Below are 15,232 nucleotides of genomic sequence, written 5' to 3'. Positions count from 1 at the left end.
ATCGGTTCGACAGCAAGGCATGGGAACGCAAGCGGGCACGCGAGGAACAGGATGCCCGGCGCGGCAGGTTGGGCAAGGGGCGGTTCGACGCTTTGGTGAAAGAACTGGCAGCGGTGATCAAGCTGGCCTTCGAGGCTGGGGCCACGGCTACCCTGTTCGGGCTGGAAGGTCCGCTACGCCACGGCATCCGCGCCGACCTGTGCCTGCAAGGCTGGGGCTGGAGGGACGCTGACGATATGGCAAACGAGATGCTGGCATCCGCCTTCCGGCGGGTGAACGCAAACCGGCCAAACTGGGAAGAAGGACAACTGGAATGGACCGTTCACGCCGGAACCCTGATCGAGAGATCGTGCTGCGCGCGCTGTCACGGACCTTTGCCGGAAGGACATCGCAAGTTCTGCAGCGCGACGTGCAATGCGTCTTGGAACGGGCACATATCGAGACTGAAGGAGATGGACGAGGATCGGGCAGTGAGGTCAGCGACCCGCTGGATCTGAAGCATCGCTGCGTCCGGTGCGGCAATGTCATGCCTCCCAAGACGAACGCCCGGCGCATGTATTGCAGTCGCAAGTGTCTGAGGGCGGAAAAGCAGGACGACAAGAATGCGACCTATCAAATCTTCCGCGCTGAACTGATAAAGGGCAGGCGCTGCCAGATTTGCGACGGGCCGATCCCCGAGAAGAAGTTTAGGGGTGCCAAGTTCTGCAGTAAGAAGTGCGAGAAGAGCCTCGATAACCCGGCACAGCGGCTAAAGATCACGAAGACCTGCCCGCATTGCAAGCAGACGTTCCATCCCATCACTGCCGGACAAGTCCACTGCGGCCATAAATGCGCAGGGAAGGCAGCGGCGCTTGTCGGGCGCAATATTCCCCCACCCAAAGGCCCACCGCGCGACCATGGGAACTGTGAGGTTTGCGGAACCCGCTTTCTCAAGAAGGAGCGCCACACAAGATATTGCAGCCGCCAGTGCTGGTTTCGGTCACAGCACTTGCTAACTGCAAAGCGGCTGGATCGGATCCTTGGTGTTGCGCCGCCGCGCCGGTTTCCGCTGACAGCCGCCCGCTTGGACCGGGTGTTCAAGGAAACACGGCCCAAGCGGCTAAAGCGGCCATTCAACTGGCACCTGACAGCGGCACGCCTCGATGCCATGCTGGAGGGGGTGGCGCGGACGGGGTAGGTTTATCGTGCGGGGGGACGATAAAGGCGTGCTGCCCCGATGCCTACTTGCCTTCCAGCGAATTTATAAATTGCTGTAGCGTTTCTTGCGCATGAGCAACGATAGGGTGCTGATCACCCACAACCCTGAATGACGTTTCCCAAGTCTCCTTAAGGCCTTGAGAAAACGTCGAGCGGAACTCTGGTCCGAGTTTCCGCTCAAGCACATTCACTAGAACCTGAAGGATAAAGCTGTTGGCAAGTTGCTGTCCACCAAGCGAATTGTGGATCGAGAGATTGAGTGATTTTAGCGCCGCCATCGTGGCGAGGTCGTCGTCGTTACCCTCATCAGCCATCACTGACCCCTCTTTTCAGTAAGAATTTTCCTAACCATCTCGGGCCTTGATGGTGCTGGATCAAGCCTCCCGCGTTCGGCATCCAGCCATTCAAGAAGATCGGGCTGCAACCGGACTTGGATAGGTGTTCCCGGCTCAGGGGGACGCTTTTTTCTATCTTTCATGGTATCACGAGTTGACATATTCATAAACTGGTGGTATCACGAAATCAGGCCGAATGAAAGGTGCAACTTTCACCCGGCCCTAACCGAAACCCGATCTTAGAAGGAGATCGAGCATGGCTGATCATTGCCATAACACCCCCGGCTTGGCTGGGGAAACCCTTGCTGAAATCCACGACTGCCTGACGCTGGCGCTGGACGCCTCGGAACGGGCCAGCTATTCGCAGTCCGAACGCGAAGCCCGCAGCTATATGCGCACCGCTCTGCGCCGCACCACCCGCCTGATCGGAGGTGCGGCATGGGCGCGTTGAAAGCCTACATCGCCGATCAGCAGTCCCAGGCGTTGCGTCTCGAAAGCATCCTGGAGGCCCTGCAAGAACTCAACAGCGCGAATGTTGCGCCCGATGCCCAGAGCAGCCTTATCGGTCTGGCGTATGGCATGGCGATTGACCTGAACGAAGCGCTTGATTCGGTGAACCTGCCGAAGGAGGACGCAGCATGAAACGCCGTGCCCTTCTGAAAGCCATCCCCGCCGTCGCCGTTCTGCCCGCCGTGGCAGCGGTTCCGGCGATGGCGATGCCGACTGACCCGATCATCGACCTGTGCGAACGTTACATCATTGCGTTCGACGCATGGGGGGCCGCAAGTGCAGAGGAAGGCGAAGGCAACTTCGATGGTCCGCTGACGACGCGGATCGATGCGGAGAAAATCCGCTTGAGCGAGGAGATCAAGGCAACCCCGATTTCAACCGCTGCCGGGTTCGCCGCTTACTGCCGCTTTGTCGCGGTGGACAACTTCATGCGGGATGAGAGTGAAGACTTCCCCGATATGCACCGCTGGCAATGGGAAAAGATCAAGGCTTGGTCCGAAGCCCGCGCGCTGATCGGGGGCGCAGCATGAGGACCGACAAGGAACTGCAAGACGAGATCATCCGGCTGGACGGCCAGTTGGCGGAATGCCGCAATCTGGTGAGCGCCCTTTACCTTCTGGTCGATGATCTGGCGACGACCACGATGGACGGCCACGAAGCAACCCTGCGCGATGGCATCGTTGGCGTGACGTGGGCGCTTCGGCGTGAAATCGGCTTGGAATAAGGTGGCAAGCGCCCGGCTTCGGTCGGGCGTTGCTTCCCGCAAGTTCCCGTAGCTTCCACCGTCACCTGGGGGAACTCGCGGGGGAACGGATGCTTGGTTGATCCAAATATCGCAACGAAATCAGAATCTTATTGGTAAAACTGGCGGACAGTGAGGGATTCGAACCCTCGAGACGGTTCCCCGCCTACACACTTTCCAGGCGTGCGCCTTCGACCACTCGGCCAACTGTCCGTGCGCGCGGTCTAGCCGTTGTCCGCGGCCGGCGCAAGTCAGAGCTTCGAGATACGCTGCTGAAGTTCCGCAAGCTGGCGACGGATTTCGGCCATGTCCTCGGTTCCTTCGGAGGCGGCGCGATGCTTGGGATCGGGTTTGCGGGCGGGGGCGTCTTCGGCGGTCGGGGCCGCGTCGTCCAGATCCTCGGGCTCGGGGCCGGAACTGCCGGTCCACCCGCCCATCAGCGCCTTGAGGAAAGCCTGCTGCTGGCGGTGCATGGCGTCGAAGCCGGGCACCCGCGTCATCGGGTTCGGCATGACGGCCATGTTCTCCATCAGCTTCGACTGGCTTTCGCGCAGCATCGCGAAGCTGGCGGCCAGGAACTGCGGGACGACCGAATGGGCGCTTGTGGCATAGCTGCGGACCAGATCGGTCAGCACGTCGATCGGCAGGACGTTTTCGCCGCGGCCCTCGTGTTCCGCGATGATCTGCAACAGGTATTGCCGGGTCAGGTCGTCGCCCGACTTGAGGTCGACGATCTTGACCTCTCGCCCCTCGCGGATGAAGGCGGCGATGTCGTCAAGCGTCACATAGTCGCTGGTTTCTGTGTTATAGAGCCGCCGGCTTGCATAGCGTTTGATCAGAAGCGGCGTGGTCGGTGCGGGCATGGCAGACCCCGGTCATGCGAATTCGCACCCATGATGGGTGCTGCATCCGCAAAAGGCAAAGCAATTTTCTGCACCTGCCAAGGGCCTGGGCCACAGCCATGAAAAAAGGGGCGAAACCGCCCCTTTCTTCGGATCGTCGGCCGGTCGCGATTACTTTGCGGCCACGGTGGTCGCGGCGGCCGAGGCCTTCTTCACTGCGGCCTGGTTCTCGCGCACGACGTTTTCAGCCACGTTGCGGGCGTCGGCGGCAACGTCCTTGCCGGCGGTCAGCAGCAGATCGACGGTGTCGACCTGGACCTTCTTCGCCACTTCGGCGAAGGCCGACAGATGCTCGGCCGCGACTTCAGCCGAAGCCGAGGCGAAATCGGTCAGCGACTTGGCATAGTCCGAAGGCTCTTGCTTGACGGCGGCCAGTTCGCCGACGCGGGCGATGGTGTCCTTGGCCCACTGGGCCGAAATCTCGGTCGAACGCTCGGCGGCGTTCAGGGTCACGCGGGCCAGTTTCTCGCCCAGGACGCTCTGGGATTTGAAGGCTTCCTGGAACGACGAGGTGTCGACGGGGAAGTTGGCCAGGATGTCCTGGAAGGTCTTTGCGAAATCGGGGGTCTTTGCCATGTCATCACTCCTATCAGCGCAGCGGAAGGGACGTTTCGATGAGAGAGGTTTCCGCAGCTAAAGCCATTCTCGTGACCGGAATATGAATGCTGCGGCGCGGCATTTCAAGTATTTTATGCTGCGCCGCAGAATAATGCAGGCCGAAATCGCCGTGTTTCGCGCAACCCCTTGTTTCCGGCTGCTTCACGCGGCCCGTTCATGGACATAGGTTCCGGGCGCGGGGCAAAGCCCCCCTTGCGGTTCGCGGGCGGGCACCATCCCCCCTGCCCGTTCGGCCAGCCAATCCGCCCAGCGGGTCCACCATGTGCCTGGCGCGAAGCTGGCTGATTCTTTCCAGTCCTGATAGCTGCCGCCGAAATCGCTGCTGCCCAGATAGTGACCGTATTTCTTCTTGGTCGGCGGATTGACGATCCCGGCGATATGGCCCGATTCCGACAGGATGAAGGTCTTGTCCTTGGACCCCATGGCCGCGACGCCGCGCCAGCAATCCTTCCAGGGCGCGATGTGGTCGGTTTCGCAGGCGATGGCGCAGAGCGGCGTCGTCACGTCGGACAAATGCAGCTTGCGACCCATCAGTTCGAAACCGTCGGTGGCGAAGGCGTTCTGCTGGCACAGCCCGCGCAGGTATTGCATCGCCATCTTGCCCGGCAGGTTGGTGCTGTCGCCGTTCCAGAACAGCAGGTCGAAGGCGGGCGGGGATTCGCCCATCATATAGCTGCGGATGGCCGGACCCCAGACCAGGTCGTTGGGGCGCAGAAAGCTCATGGTGCGCGACATCAACTGCGCACGCAGCAGGCCGTGGCGCTTTACCTCGTCGGCGATGCCGGTGACGAAATCGTCTTGCAGGAAGCTGACGAATTCGCCCTGGTCCGAGAAATCCGTCAGGGTCGTGAACAGCGTGGCCGATGCCACCCGGTCGTCGTTGCGCTGTTTCAGCAGCGCCAGGGTCAGCGACAGGGTGGTGCCCGCGATGCAATAGCCCACGACATTCAGGCGCGGCTGTCCGGTCAGGTCTCGGACCTTGTCCATCGCCTCCAGATAGGCGGCGACATAGTCCTCCAACCCGACATCGGCATAGCTGGAATCGGGGTTCTTCCAACTGACGATGAACAGCGTGTGGCCCTGTTCGGTCAGCCACTTGATCAGGCTGTTCTGCGGCTTGAGATCGAGAATGTAGAACTTGTTGATCCAGGGCGGAAAGATCAGCAGCGGCGTTTCGAACACCTGGTCGGTCGCGGGCCTGTACTGGATCAGTTCGTACAGCCGGGTCCGATGAACGACCATGCCTTCCGAGGTGCCGATGTTGTCGCCGATCGAGAAGGCATCCCGGTCGGCCAGCGACACCACGATGTCGCCGCTGTTGCGTTCCACGTCGCGGACCAGGTTTTCCAACCCCCGCACCAGGCTTTCGCCTTCGGTCTCAACTGCCCGTTCCAGGGCATCGGGATTGGTGGCCAGGAAATTCGTGGGCGCCATCATGTCGACGATCTGGTCGGTCAGCCAGGTGATGCGGCGGCGGGCAGTGTCGTCGGACAGTTGCAGATTGCCCGCCGCGTCCTTCAGCGCCTTGGAATTGATCAGGTATTGCCGCTTGACGAAGCTGAAATAGGGATGGCTGTCCCACAGCGGGTTGGCGAACCGCTTGTCGCCCCTATGGGCGTCGTCCTCTTCCGGCTCGGCCTTGCCCAGGGTCAGCGCTCGATGCGTGCTGGCATAGTTCTTCAGCGTCTCGCCCCAGTAATTGACCTGGTTTTCCAGGACGCGCGCGGGCTGTTCCGACAAGGTCTTCACCCAGGCATTGGCGGCGGTCATGAACAGATCCGGCCCCGGCGCCTCGATGCCCGGATTGGGGCGGGACCGGGCGGTCAGCGCGGCCATCAGCCGCTGTCCCAGGGCCTCGATCCGTTCGATATTCTCGGCCAGCTTGCGGGCGGTCGCACCCGACGATCCGCGCGCCAGGGCCTCGGCCATGGCCTGGGGCGCGCGGCCCGCCTCGGCGGCGGGTTCGGCCGGGGCCGTCTGATGCAGAGGCGGGGCGGCGACGGGCGCGGGGGATTGGGCGGCCACGGACGGTTGCGCGGGGGCCGCTTTGACAGCGGCGGGCTTCGCCCTTGCCCTGCCCGGCTTTTTGGCAGGTGTCCCAGCGGCCTTTTCGGTCATGTCCGATTTGCCACGCTGTCCAGCAACTTTCTTGCCGTCAGATCCTGCACTTCTTGCCATGATCCCGGTTCCCCCCTATGACTGAATTCATCATAGGCGCAGGGCGGCAATTGCGCAAACAAGGGTTTTGAACCCATTTGCCCCGGCGAAGCGTTCCGCCCTGACGCAGCAACGAAAGGATGACCCCTGTGGCGCTCAAGGGTATCAAGGGCATCGTGTCCTACGACGCGATGGAGACCATTCGGAACACGAACGAATGGATGGGCGCATCGGCCCGCGCGATCGCATCCTATCCGGTCTTCGCGCTGAACCCCCATCCGATCTTCAAGCTGATGAGCGCGTGGGGCCGCGTCACCGAACGCAGCTATGCCCGCATGGTCATCAAGCCCGACTGGGAAATCCCGCCCATCGCCGGCGAACAGGGCCAGGACCACATCGTCTATGTGGAGCCCGTGATGAAGCGCCCCTTCGGCGACCTGATCCATTTCCGCGTCGCCCGGCGCGAGGTGCAGCCCCGCAAGGTGCTGCTGATCGCGCCGATGTCGGGCCATTACGCCACGCTGATGCGGTCCACGGTGACGTCGCTGCTGCCCGATTGCGAGGTCTATGTCACCGACTGGCACAACGCCCGCGACATCCCGGTCAGCGAGGGCAAGTTCGACATCGAGGATTACACCCAGTATCTGGTCGATTTCATCCGCCACCTGGGACCGGACACCAATGTCATCGCCGTCTGCCAGCCCGCGCCCTTGGCCCTGGCCGCGACCGCGATCCTGGCCGAGGATGACCCGGCGTCCCAGCCGCGCACCCTGACCCTGATCGGCGGTCCCGTCGACCCCGACGCCGCCGCGACGGAGGTCACGGATTTCGGCAACCGCATGACCATGGGCGAACTGGAACACACCGTGATCCAGTCCGTCGGGTTCAAGTATCGCGGCGCCGGGCGGATGGTCTATCCGGGCCTGGCGCAGCTGTCGTCCTTCATCGCGATGAACGCCGAAACCCACGCGAAGGCCTTCATCGACAAGATCTGGTCCGAGGCCCGCGGCACCGCCAGCGAAGGCGACAAGCACAACAAGTTCTATGATGAATACCTGGCGGTCATGGACATGACAGCCGAATTCTATCTCTCCACGGTCGAGCGGATCTTCAAGAACGGCGAGATCGCGCGAAATGCCTTCATGGTCAACGACCGCCCGGTGGACATCGGCAGGATCACCGACGTGGCGGTGATGACGGTCGAAGGATCCAACGACGACATCTCGGCCCCCGGCCAATGCGTCGCCGCGCTGGCGCTGTGCACCGGGGTGCCGCAGGACCGCAAGCGGCAGCATCTGGAACAGGGCGCGGGCCATTACGGCATCTTCGCGGGCAAGTCCTGGCGGCTGAACATCCGGCCCCTGGTGCTGGATTTCATCGACGAACACATGTCCCTGCCCGACACGGCCAAGCCCCGCAAGCAGCGGGTGCGCGGCGGCATAGCGGCGGACTGCGGCGCGACGGATCCCTTTACCGACAGCAGCAAGATCGCCGTCTAGGAACCCGGCCTTGCGGTCGGTCGTTCATCCCCGGACAGCCGCATGGGGCGGCACGGGGATATCGAATGACCGACGACAAGCACGCCGCGACCTTCTGGGACCGCCTGGACGACATCAACACCGGGATGCTGGGGCTTCTGGACGATGCCCGGCTAGTCCCGATGTCGCATTACGCCGAACCCGAGACGAACACCCTGTGGTTCATCACGGCCAAAGGCACGGATCTGGCGACCTCGGTCGCGGGGGGCGGCAAGCCCGCCCTGCATGTCGTCAGCGACGCGGCCGAGGGGCTGTATGCACGGATCGACGGCACCCTGTCTTTGTCTGACGACCGGGCCAAGCTGGACGAATTGTGGAACGCCGTCGCCTCCAGCTGGTTCGAGGACGGCAAGCGCGACGAAGACGTGCAACTGATGCGCTTCGACATGACCGAAGCCGAGGTCTGGGCAACGGGTGGCAAGCTGGCCTTCGTCTATGAGATCGCCAAATCCAAGGTCACCGGCCAGAAGCCCGACATGGGCGAACACTACACGCTGACCTTCTGATCAGCGAAGGGCCAGTCAGCGAAGGGCCTCGCCGATCCAGTCGGTGATCGCCCGTTCAAGCCGGAGCGTCAGATCGGGGGACAGCGCCTCTCCGGCGATGACATGGGCGTCGGGATCGTCCTTCGGACCCGGCGCGACCTTCAGGACCGTGGCCGTCCCGCCCCAATCTGCCGCCACCCTGGCCGATGCGGCATGATCCACGATCCGGTCTGCATCCGACCAGATGAACAGCGTGGGCACGCTTGCGTCGCGCCAGCCGCCCCGCCGCGCCTGCCGCAGCAGCGTACCCACCGCAAGCGTCGCGGACAGCGGATAGCAACTGGTCCAGCGGGCGCGATGCAGATCGTTCCGGGTCGTGAAGCATCGCTGCGGATCGCCCGCCAGTCGGATCAGCCCCCGTGCGAAGGGCAGGTCCAGCAGCCGCGCCGCCCGCGCCCTCAACCGGAAATTGGGCGAGATCAGGACCGCCCCGTCTATCAGCTGCCCCAGGCGCGGATCGCGCGCCGCCAGCGCCGCCAGCGTGGCGCCCGAAGACATGCCGATCACCACGACCCGGCGGCCCATCAGCCGCGCGGCCCCCAGCCCGACCGCCAGATCGCGCCACCAGTCCTGCGCCGTCGCCGCCGCCAGATCGGCGCCGTCCGTGCCATGGCCGGTCAGCCTGATCGCCAGAAGATTGGCCCCCAGATCCCGCGCGACATGTTCCGGCAAGGGGCGCAGTTCCGCCGGACTGGCCGAAAAGCCGTGGACATACAGGATTGCGATGTCGGTGATCCGCCCCGGCGGGGCGGCCCATTGCAGGGCGGAGGCGACCTCGGGGCGGACCTCGGCTTCTCGACCGGCCAGCCAGTCCTGCACGTCGCCGGGCGGATCGACGGCGCCCTGATCCGGGCGCAGCCTGTCGCGCGGGCCCCAGGCCCACAGCAGCCCCAAGGCCGTCAGCAGGCCAAGCCCCAGCCTAGGCCAGAACATCGTCGATGGATTGCCCGATCAGCCGCAGGCATTCCGGCGTGGAAAAGCGGTGATCCGCGCCCTTGACCAGCGTCAGCCGGATGTCGTCGCCGGCGGCGTGACCCAGCAGCCGCATCGCCCAATCGACAGGAACGTCGGCATCCGCCGTGCCTTGCAGCATCCGCACCGGAACGGACAGCGGCAGGGGCTGGTCCATCACCAGATGGTCACGCCCGTCCTCGATTAGGCGGCGGGTGATGACATAGGGCTGGTCGCTGTAATCGCTGGGCAGCTCGATCCGCCCGGCCCGCAGCAGGGTCTGTCGCTGCACGTCGTCGAATCCGGCCCAGAACCCCTGCTGGGTGAAATCAGGCGCGGCGGCGATGGTCACCAGCCCCGCCACCCGCTGCGGCATCGCCCGCGCCACCAGCAGGGCGATCCAGCCGCCCATGGACGATCCGACCAGCACCTGCGGCCCGTCCGTCAGCGCCTCGATCACCTGGCGGGCGTCCTGGAACCAGTCGCCGATGCAGCCTTCCTCGAAACTGCCGCTGCTGTCGCCGTGGCCGGAGTAGTCGAAGCGCAAGAAGGCCCGGTTCTGCTCGCGCGCCCAGTCGTGCAGCCAGGCGGCCTTGGTGCCGGTCATGTCGGACTTGAACCCGCCCAGGAACACCACGCCCGGCCCGCGCCCGCTGCTGCGCTGAAAGGCGATGCGCCGCCCGGCGGGAATGTCCAGATATTCGCTCATCATCGGTCCTCCATCCGCTTATCTTGACAGTTTTCCCGCCGGGGTCCATGGGAGGCCCACAGATAACCCGCAGCCGGGCGTTCCGTGGGCGCCGAACCGACGAGGAGGACGATATGTCCCAGATTTCCCTGACCTTCCCCGATGGCAATGCGCGCGACTATCCCGCCGGCATCACCGCCGCGCAGGTGGCCGAAAGCATCGCGCCCAGCCTGGCGAAACGCGCGATCTCGGCCAGCCTGGACGGTCGGCATATCGACCTCGCCTGGCCGATCACCGAAAGCGGCGCGATCAGCATCAACACGCTGAAGGACGACGCCCCGGCCCTGGAACTGATCCGCCACGACTTCGCCCATGTCATGGCCCGCGCGGTGCAGGAATTGTGGCCGGACGTGAAAGTCACCATCGGCCCGGTGCGCGATCACGGCTGGTTCTACGACTTCGACCGGGCGGAGCCCTTCACCCCCGAGGATCTGGGCGCGATCGAGGCGAAGATGAAACAGATCATCGCCGCCCGCGATCCCGTGCGCACCGAGGTCTGGGACCGCGACCGCGCCCTGGCCTATTACAAGGACCGGGGCGAGCCGTTCAAACTGGAACTGATCGACCGCATCCCCGAGGGCGAGCCGCTGCGGATGTACTGGCATGGCGACTGGCAGGATCTGTGCCGTGGCCCGCATTTGCAGAACACCGGCCAGCTTCCCGCCGACGCCTTCAAGCTGACCCATATCGCCGGGGCCTATTGGCTGGGCGACAGCACGCGGCCGATGCTGCAACGCATCTATGGCGTGGCCTTCCGCAACCGCGACGAGTTGAAGGCCCACCTGACCATGCTGGAGGAGGCCGCGAAACGCGACCACCGCAAGCTGGGCCGCGAGATGGACCTGTTCCACATGCAGGAGGAAGCGCCGGGACAGGTCTTCTGGCACCCGAACGGCTGGAACATCTATACCACGCTGCAAGACTATATGCGCCGCCGCCAGCGGGCCGACGGCTATGTCGAGGTGAACACGCCCCAGGTCGTCAGCCGCAAGCTGTGGGAGGCGTCGGGCCACTGGGAAAACTATCAGGAAAACATGTTCATCGTCGAGGTGGACGAGGATCACGCCCGCCAGAAGACCGTCAACGCGCTGAAGCCGATGAACTGCCCCTGCCATGTGCAGATCTTCAACCACGGCCTGAAATCCTATCGCGACCTGCCGTTACGCATGGCCGAGTTCGGATCCTGCAACCGCTATGAACCCTCGGGCGCGCTGCACGGGATCATGCGGGTGCGCGGCTTTACCCAGGACGACGCGCATATCTTCTGCACCGAGGATCAGATCGAGGCGGAAACGAAGAAGTTCATCGAGTTCCTGGCAGGCGTCTATGCCGATCTGGGCTTCACCGACTGGCGGATCAAGCTGTCCACCCGCCCGGAAAAGCGCATCGGGTCCGACGAAAGCTGGGACCGGGTGGAAGCCGCGCTTGGCAATGCCTGCAAGGCTGCCGGTTACGACTATGAACTGTTCCCCGGCGAGGGCGCCTTCTACGGTCCCAAGCTGGAATTCGTGCTGCGCGACGCCATCGGCCGCGATTGGCAATGCGGCACCTTGCAGGTGGACCCGAACCTGCCCGAACGCCTGGACGCTGAATATGTGGGTGCAGATGGCGCCAAGCACCGGCCGATCATGCTGCACCGCGCCGTCCTGGGGTCGTTCGAACGCTTCATCGGCATCCTGATCGAAAACAGCGCGGGCAAGCTGCCCTTCTGGCTGGCGCCCCGGCAGGTGGTGGTGGCCTCCATCGTCTCGGACGCTGACGCCTATGTGGCCGAGGTGGTCGCGGATCTACGCGCGGCGGGCATCCGGGCCGAGGCCGATACCCGCAACGAGAAGATCAACTACAAGGTCCGCGAACATTCCGTGGCGAAGGTTCCGGCGATTCTTGCCATCGGCATGAAGGAAGTCGAGGACAGGACGGTATCGCTTCGGCGCCTCGATCAGCAGGGGTCGCGTTCGTTACCGTTAACCGAAGCCATTGCCGCGCTGAAAGACGAAGCCACCCCGCCGGACCTGCGCTGAATCGCGTCTTTCCGGCATGTTATCGCGTGCGGACGCTGGTCCGGGCGCGTTTCCTGCTTGCCTTTTTTAACGATTCGTCCATCCTCTCATCAGCGTGAGCGAAGCCTTTCTACCGCCTCCCTTTCACGGGCAGCCGGAATACCGAAAGCGGGCTGCACGGCCTGACGCAATCCTGCGCCAGGATGACTTGAAGGAGAGAACGGTTATGGCGACCGGAACGGTGAAATGGTTCAACGCCACCAAGGGCTATGGCTTCATTGCCCCCGATGACGGCGGCAAGGATATCTTCGTCCACATCTCGGCCGTTGAACGCGCCGGGCTGACGGGCCTGAAGGACAACCAGAAGATCGCATACGAGCTGCAATCGGGCCGCGACGGCCGTGCCTCGGCCAGCGATCTGAAGCTGCTCTGATCCAGCTTTGCAGGATTGCGGAACGGCCCGCCCGCGCGGGCCGTTTTCATTTGCGCGCCTTGAAAGGACCGGCCCATGATCCCGCTGGACATCTTCGCAGACCCCGTCTGCCCCTGGTGCCTGATCGGCAAGGTCGAACTGGATCGCGCCCTGGAAAGTCGTCCCTCGCATCCCTTCCAGATCGCCTGGCATCCGTTTCGCCTGAACCCGCAGATGCCGCAGGGCGGCATGGACCGGACCGCCTATCTGCGCGCCAAGCTGGGTCCGCGGGCCGAGGATGCCAGCCGCGCCGTGGCACAACGGGCCGCTGCCCTGGGGCTGGTCCTGAACCCGTCGCCGCGCGAACCGGACACGACCGACGCGCATCGGCTGATGCACTGGGCCGGGCTTGAGGGCGCGCAGACCCGCGTCATGTCGGGGCTGCTTCGCGCGCATTGGCAGGAGGCCCGCGACATCGGCGATGCGGCGGAGCTGGCGCGCATCGCGGCGGCAGGGGGCATGGACGCCGGCCTGGTAACGCGCCTTCTGTCCAGCAACGCCGACCGGGATCAGGTCGCCGCCCGCGAACAGCACGCACGGGATCGCGGCATCACCTCGGTCCCGACCTTCATCGTTGCCGACCGGCACGCGATCAGCGGCTCACAGCCCGCAAGCCTTTGGCGGCAGGTGATCGACGAACTGGCCGAGGGCTCAAAATAACTTGCACAGTGTGCAAGTTTGGATTACAGGAACCGCCTGACGAAAGGCCCCTCATGTCCGTGATCGCCCCCGATGCACCTGCGCCGCAGCGGCGTCTGCCCCTGCCCGAATTCGTGGCCATGCTGGCCTTTCTGTTTGCCACCGTCGCCTTTTCCATCGACGCGATGCTGCCCGCCCTGCCCGACATCGCGGCCGAACTGACGCCCGACAACGTGAACCGGGCGCAGCTGATCCTGACGGTCTTCATGGCGGGCATGGGGATCGGCACCCTGTTCGCCGGTCCCATTTCCGACGCCCTCGGCCGCAAGCCCGCGATTTACCTGGGGGCCGTGATCTATGTCGTTGCAACCCTGGCGGCGATCTTCGCCAATTCCCTGGAGTTCCTGCTGGCAGCCCGCTTTGTCCAGGGGCTTGGCGCGGCCAGTCCGCGCATTGTCGGCATGGCACTGATCCGCGACCTGTATTCGGGCCGGGAAATGGCGCGGATTTCCAGCTTCGTGATGATGGTCTTCATCCTGATTCCCGCTCTGGCGCCGTCGATAGGGGCGGGCATCATCTGGTTTTCCGGCTGGCACGGCGTCTTCGTGGCCTTCATCCTGTTCGCGCTGATCGGATCGGCTTGGCTGGGCCTGCGCCAGGCCGAGACGCTGCCGCCTGCCGCGCGTCGTCCGCTCCGGATCGGACCGCTCGGCGCGGCGGCGCGCGAGGTGCTGGCCGACCGCCAGGTCATGCTTTGCACGGTCATCCTGACCCTGGGCTTCGGGCAGATGTTCGGTCTGCTGTCCTCGGCCCAGCAACTGTTCGGCGAGACCTATGGCAAGGGCGACAACTTCCCCGCCTGGTTCGCGCTGATGGCGCTGTTGTCAGGGGCGGGAACGCTGCTGAACGCCACCTTCGTGATGCGCTTCGGGATGCGGCGGATCGCCAAATGGGCCTATGTCATGCAAACGGTGGTCTCGACGGCGATGCTGGCGCTGACCCTGACCGACGCCCTGCCCGCAAGCTTGCGCTTCCCGGCCTTCTTCTTCTGGGCGGTCAGCGTGTTCTTCATGGCGGGCGTGACCTTCGGCAACCTGAACGCTCTGGCGCTGCAACGCATGGGCCATATCGCCGGAATGGCCGCGTCGATCATCGCCGCGCTGTCCACCATCGCGGCGACGCTGATCGCCGCGCCGGTGGGGCTGCTCTATAACGGGACAGCAGTCCCGGCGATCACGGCGACGCTGATCTGCTCAGCCCTGGCATGGTTCCTGATGCGGGGCCTGCGCGACTGACAGATCCGCCCGGCGGGACCGCGCCGTCACGAACCGGGCATTGGCAAGGTCGTTGCGCAGATGCGCGGCGATCCGGTCGGTGTCCTTGCCGAAGCCCTGCCATCGGGCGGTCAGACGGCGTTCCAGCTCGCCGACCGGCACGTCCAGCCAGACCGTCAGATCGAAGCGCAGCCGATTCCAGGGCGCCGCGTCCAGCAGCAGGTAATTGCCTTCGATCACCACGATCCGATGATCCGGGGCCACGACCCCGGCCCCAGCCACCGCGATTTCGCGGCTCCGGTCGAAAACCGGAAAGATCACCTCGGTCCCCGGCATCGCCAGCCGTTCGACCAGAACCGCAAACCCTTCGGCATCAAAGGTCTCGACGGCCCCCTTGCGCGCCAACAACCCGCGCGCGGACAGCACCCGATCGTCCAGATGAAACCCGTCCATCGGCACCAGAACGGCATCGTCCAGCCGCGCCACCAACGCCTCGGCCAGCGTGGACTTGCCCGATCCCGGCGCGCCTGCCATCGCCACAAGAACCCGCCCGCCTTCCAGCGACCGGATGCGATTCAGCACGGCCCGCCCTTCTCCTTTGTCC

19 protein-coding genes and 1 tRNA gene are annotated in these 15,232 nt (G+C 64.3%); 11 read left to right on the top strand and 9 right to left on the bottom strand.

Going from position 1 to position 15,232, the window contains the following annotated elements; all coding sequences use genetic code 11:
• Positions 1-313: 313 nt before the first annotated feature.
• Complete coding sequence (locus ACTJI6_RS08915; RefSeq protein ID WP_440799894.1) at positions 314-1,177, top strand: hypothetical protein; 864 nt, start codon at positions 314-316, stop codon at positions 1,175-1,177.
• A gap of 43 nt (positions 1,178-1,220) precedes the next feature.
• Here the strand turns inward: ACTJI6_RS08915 and ACTJI6_RS08910 are convergent, their stop codons facing one another.
• Positions 1,221-1,511 (bottom strand): hypothetical protein, encoded by a 291-nt coding sequence (locus ACTJI6_RS08910; RefSeq protein ID WP_440799892.1) that lies wholly within the window; start codon positions 1,509-1,511, stop codon positions 1,221-1,223.
• 277 nt (positions 1,512-1,788) lie between these two features.
• On the opposite strand from ACTJI6_RS08910, the gene ACTJI6_RS08905 reads away from it, so the two are divergent.
• Genes ACTJI6_RS08905 through ACTJI6_RS08890 form a run of 4 tightly spaced genes read left to right on the top strand, consistent with a single transcriptional unit; the run spans position 1,789 to position 2,766 of the window.
• A complete protein-coding gene (locus tag ACTJI6_RS08905) occupies positions 1,789-1,983 on the top strand; it encodes a hypothetical protein (RefSeq protein ID WP_440799889.1) in 195 nt (64 codons plus the stop codon).
• The gene (locus tag ACTJI6_RS08900; RefSeq protein ID WP_440799886.1) at positions 1,971-2,174 is read left to right on the top strand and encodes a hypothetical protein; all 204 of its coding nucleotides are present in this window, start codon (positions 1,971-1,973) and stop codon (positions 2,172-2,174) included. The genes ACTJI6_RS08905 and ACTJI6_RS08900 overlap by 13 nt, the downstream gene beginning before the upstream one ends.
• The gene (locus ACTJI6_RS08895) at positions 2,171-2,572 is read left to right on the top strand and encodes a hypothetical protein (protein ID WP_440799883.1); all 402 of its coding nucleotides are present in this window, start codon (positions 2,171-2,173) and stop codon (positions 2,570-2,572) included. The genes ACTJI6_RS08900 and ACTJI6_RS08895 overlap by 4 nt, the downstream gene beginning before the upstream one ends.
• Positions 2,569-2,766, top strand: coding sequence for a hypothetical protein (locus ACTJI6_RS08890; protein WP_440799880.1), 198 nt, complete (start codon positions 2,569-2,571; stop codon positions 2,764-2,766). Before ACTJI6_RS08895 ends, ACTJI6_RS08890 begins: the two co-directional genes overlap by 4 nt.
• Positions 2,767-2,907: 141 nt before the next feature.
• On the opposite strand, the gene ACTJI6_RS08885 is transcribed toward ACTJI6_RS08890, so the two are convergent.
• The 5 genes from ACTJI6_RS08885 to phaC form a co-directional block, all read right to left on the bottom strand.
• Positions 2,908-2,997: transfer RNA gene (locus ACTJI6_RS08885), tRNA-Ser, on the bottom strand.
• A gap of 38 nt (positions 2,998-3,035) precedes the next feature.
• Complete coding sequence (gene phaR / locus ACTJI6_RS08880) at positions 3,036-3,647, bottom strand: polyhydroxyalkanoate synthesis repressor PhaR (RefSeq protein ID WP_440799877.1); 612 nt, start codon at positions 3,645-3,647, stop codon at positions 3,036-3,038.
• A 150-nt stretch (positions 3,648-3,797) separates the two neighbouring features.
• Entirely contained in the window at positions 3,798-4,262 is a 465-nt protein-coding gene (locus ACTJI6_RS08875; RefSeq protein ID WP_126155008.1) for a Phasin, read from the bottom strand.
• A 13-nt stretch (positions 4,263-4,275) separates the two neighbouring features.
• The gene (locus ACTJI6_RS08870) at positions 4,276-4,449 is read right to left on the bottom strand and encodes a hypothetical protein (RefSeq protein ID WP_440799873.1); all 174 of its coding nucleotides are present in this window, start codon (positions 4,447-4,449) and stop codon (positions 4,276-4,278) included.
• Positions 4,446-6,233: a class I poly(R)-hydroxyalkanoic acid synthase gene (gene phaC / locus ACTJI6_RS08865; RefSeq protein WP_440800216.1), complete on the bottom strand. Its 1,788-nt coding sequence runs from the start codon at positions 6,231-6,233 to the stop codon at positions 4,446-4,448. Before phaC ends, ACTJI6_RS08870 begins: the two co-directional genes overlap by 4 nt.
• Before the next feature lie 419 nt (positions 6,234-6,652).
• On the opposite strand from phaC, the gene phaZ reads away from it, so the two are divergent.
• Positions 6,653-7,960: a polyhydroxyalkanoate depolymerase gene (gene phaZ, locus ACTJI6_RS08860; RefSeq protein WP_440800214.1), complete on the top strand. Its 1,308-nt coding sequence runs from the start codon at positions 6,653-6,655 to the stop codon at positions 7,958-7,960.
• Positions 7,961-8,025: 65 nt separating this feature from the next.
• Positions 8,026-8,505, top strand: a complete 480-nt coding sequence (locus ACTJI6_RS08855; RefSeq protein ID WP_440799870.1) for a pyridoxamine 5'-phosphate oxidase family protein — start codon at positions 8,026-8,028, stop codon at positions 8,503-8,505.
• A 15-nt stretch (positions 8,506-8,520) separates the two neighbouring features.
• On the opposite strand, the gene ACTJI6_RS08850 is transcribed toward ACTJI6_RS08855, so the two are convergent.
• Both ACTJI6_RS08850 and ACTJI6_RS08845 read right to left on the bottom strand, forming a co-directional pair.
• Positions 8,521-9,477 carry an alpha/beta hydrolase gene (locus ACTJI6_RS08850; RefSeq protein WP_440799867.1) on the bottom strand — a complete coding sequence of 319 codons (957 nt, stop codon included), beginning with the start codon at positions 9,475-9,477 and terminating at the stop codon, positions 8,521-8,523.
• Positions 9,464-10,204, bottom strand: a complete 741-nt coding sequence (locus tag ACTJI6_RS08845; protein ID WP_440799864.1) for an alpha/beta hydrolase — start codon at positions 10,202-10,204, stop codon at positions 9,464-9,466. Before ACTJI6_RS08845 ends, ACTJI6_RS08850 begins: the two co-directional genes overlap by 14 nt.
• Before the next feature lie 113 nt (positions 10,205-10,317).
• On the opposite strand from ACTJI6_RS08845, the gene thrS reads away from it, so the two are divergent.
• From thrS to ACTJI6_RS08825, 4 genes are all read left to right on the top strand, one after another.
• Complete coding sequence (gene thrS / locus ACTJI6_RS08840; RefSeq protein WP_440799861.1) at positions 10,318-12,264, top strand: threonine--tRNA ligase; 1,947 nt, start codon at positions 10,318-10,320, stop codon at positions 12,262-12,264.
• A gap of 205 nt (positions 12,265-12,469) precedes the next feature.
• Positions 12,470-12,676, top strand: a complete 207-nt coding sequence (locus ACTJI6_RS08835; RefSeq protein ID WP_089388183.1) for a cold-shock protein — start codon at positions 12,470-12,472, stop codon at positions 12,674-12,676.
• Between the two features lie 75 nt (positions 12,677-12,751).
• Complete coding sequence (locus tag ACTJI6_RS08830; protein ID WP_440799858.1) at positions 12,752-13,375, top strand: DsbA family oxidoreductase; 624 nt, start codon at positions 12,752-12,754, stop codon at positions 13,373-13,375.
• Positions 13,376-13,428: 53 nt separating this feature from the next.
• Positions 13,429-14,649 carry a multidrug effflux MFS transporter gene (locus ACTJI6_RS08825; RefSeq protein WP_440799855.1) on the top strand — a complete coding sequence of 407 codons (1,221 nt, stop codon included), beginning with the start codon at positions 13,429-13,431 and terminating at the stop codon, positions 14,647-14,649.
• On the opposite strand, the gene ACTJI6_RS08820 is transcribed toward ACTJI6_RS08825, so the two are convergent.
• A complete protein-coding gene (locus tag ACTJI6_RS08820) occupies positions 14,608-15,162 on the bottom strand; it encodes a nucleoside/nucleotide kinase family protein (RefSeq protein WP_440800212.1) in 555 nt (184 codons plus the stop codon). The genes ACTJI6_RS08825 and ACTJI6_RS08820 overlap by 42 nt on opposite strands.
• Between the last annotated feature and the right edge of the window lie 70 nt (positions 15,163-15,232).

The organism is Paracoccus sp. 22332, assembly GCF_052045125.1.
In the GTDB taxonomy this organism is placed as follows: domain Bacteria; phylum Pseudomonadota; class Alphaproteobacteria; order Rhodobacterales; family Rhodobacteraceae; genus Paracoccus; species Paracoccus haematequi_A.
This window is presented reverse-complemented; position numbering and strand designations above follow the sequence as displayed.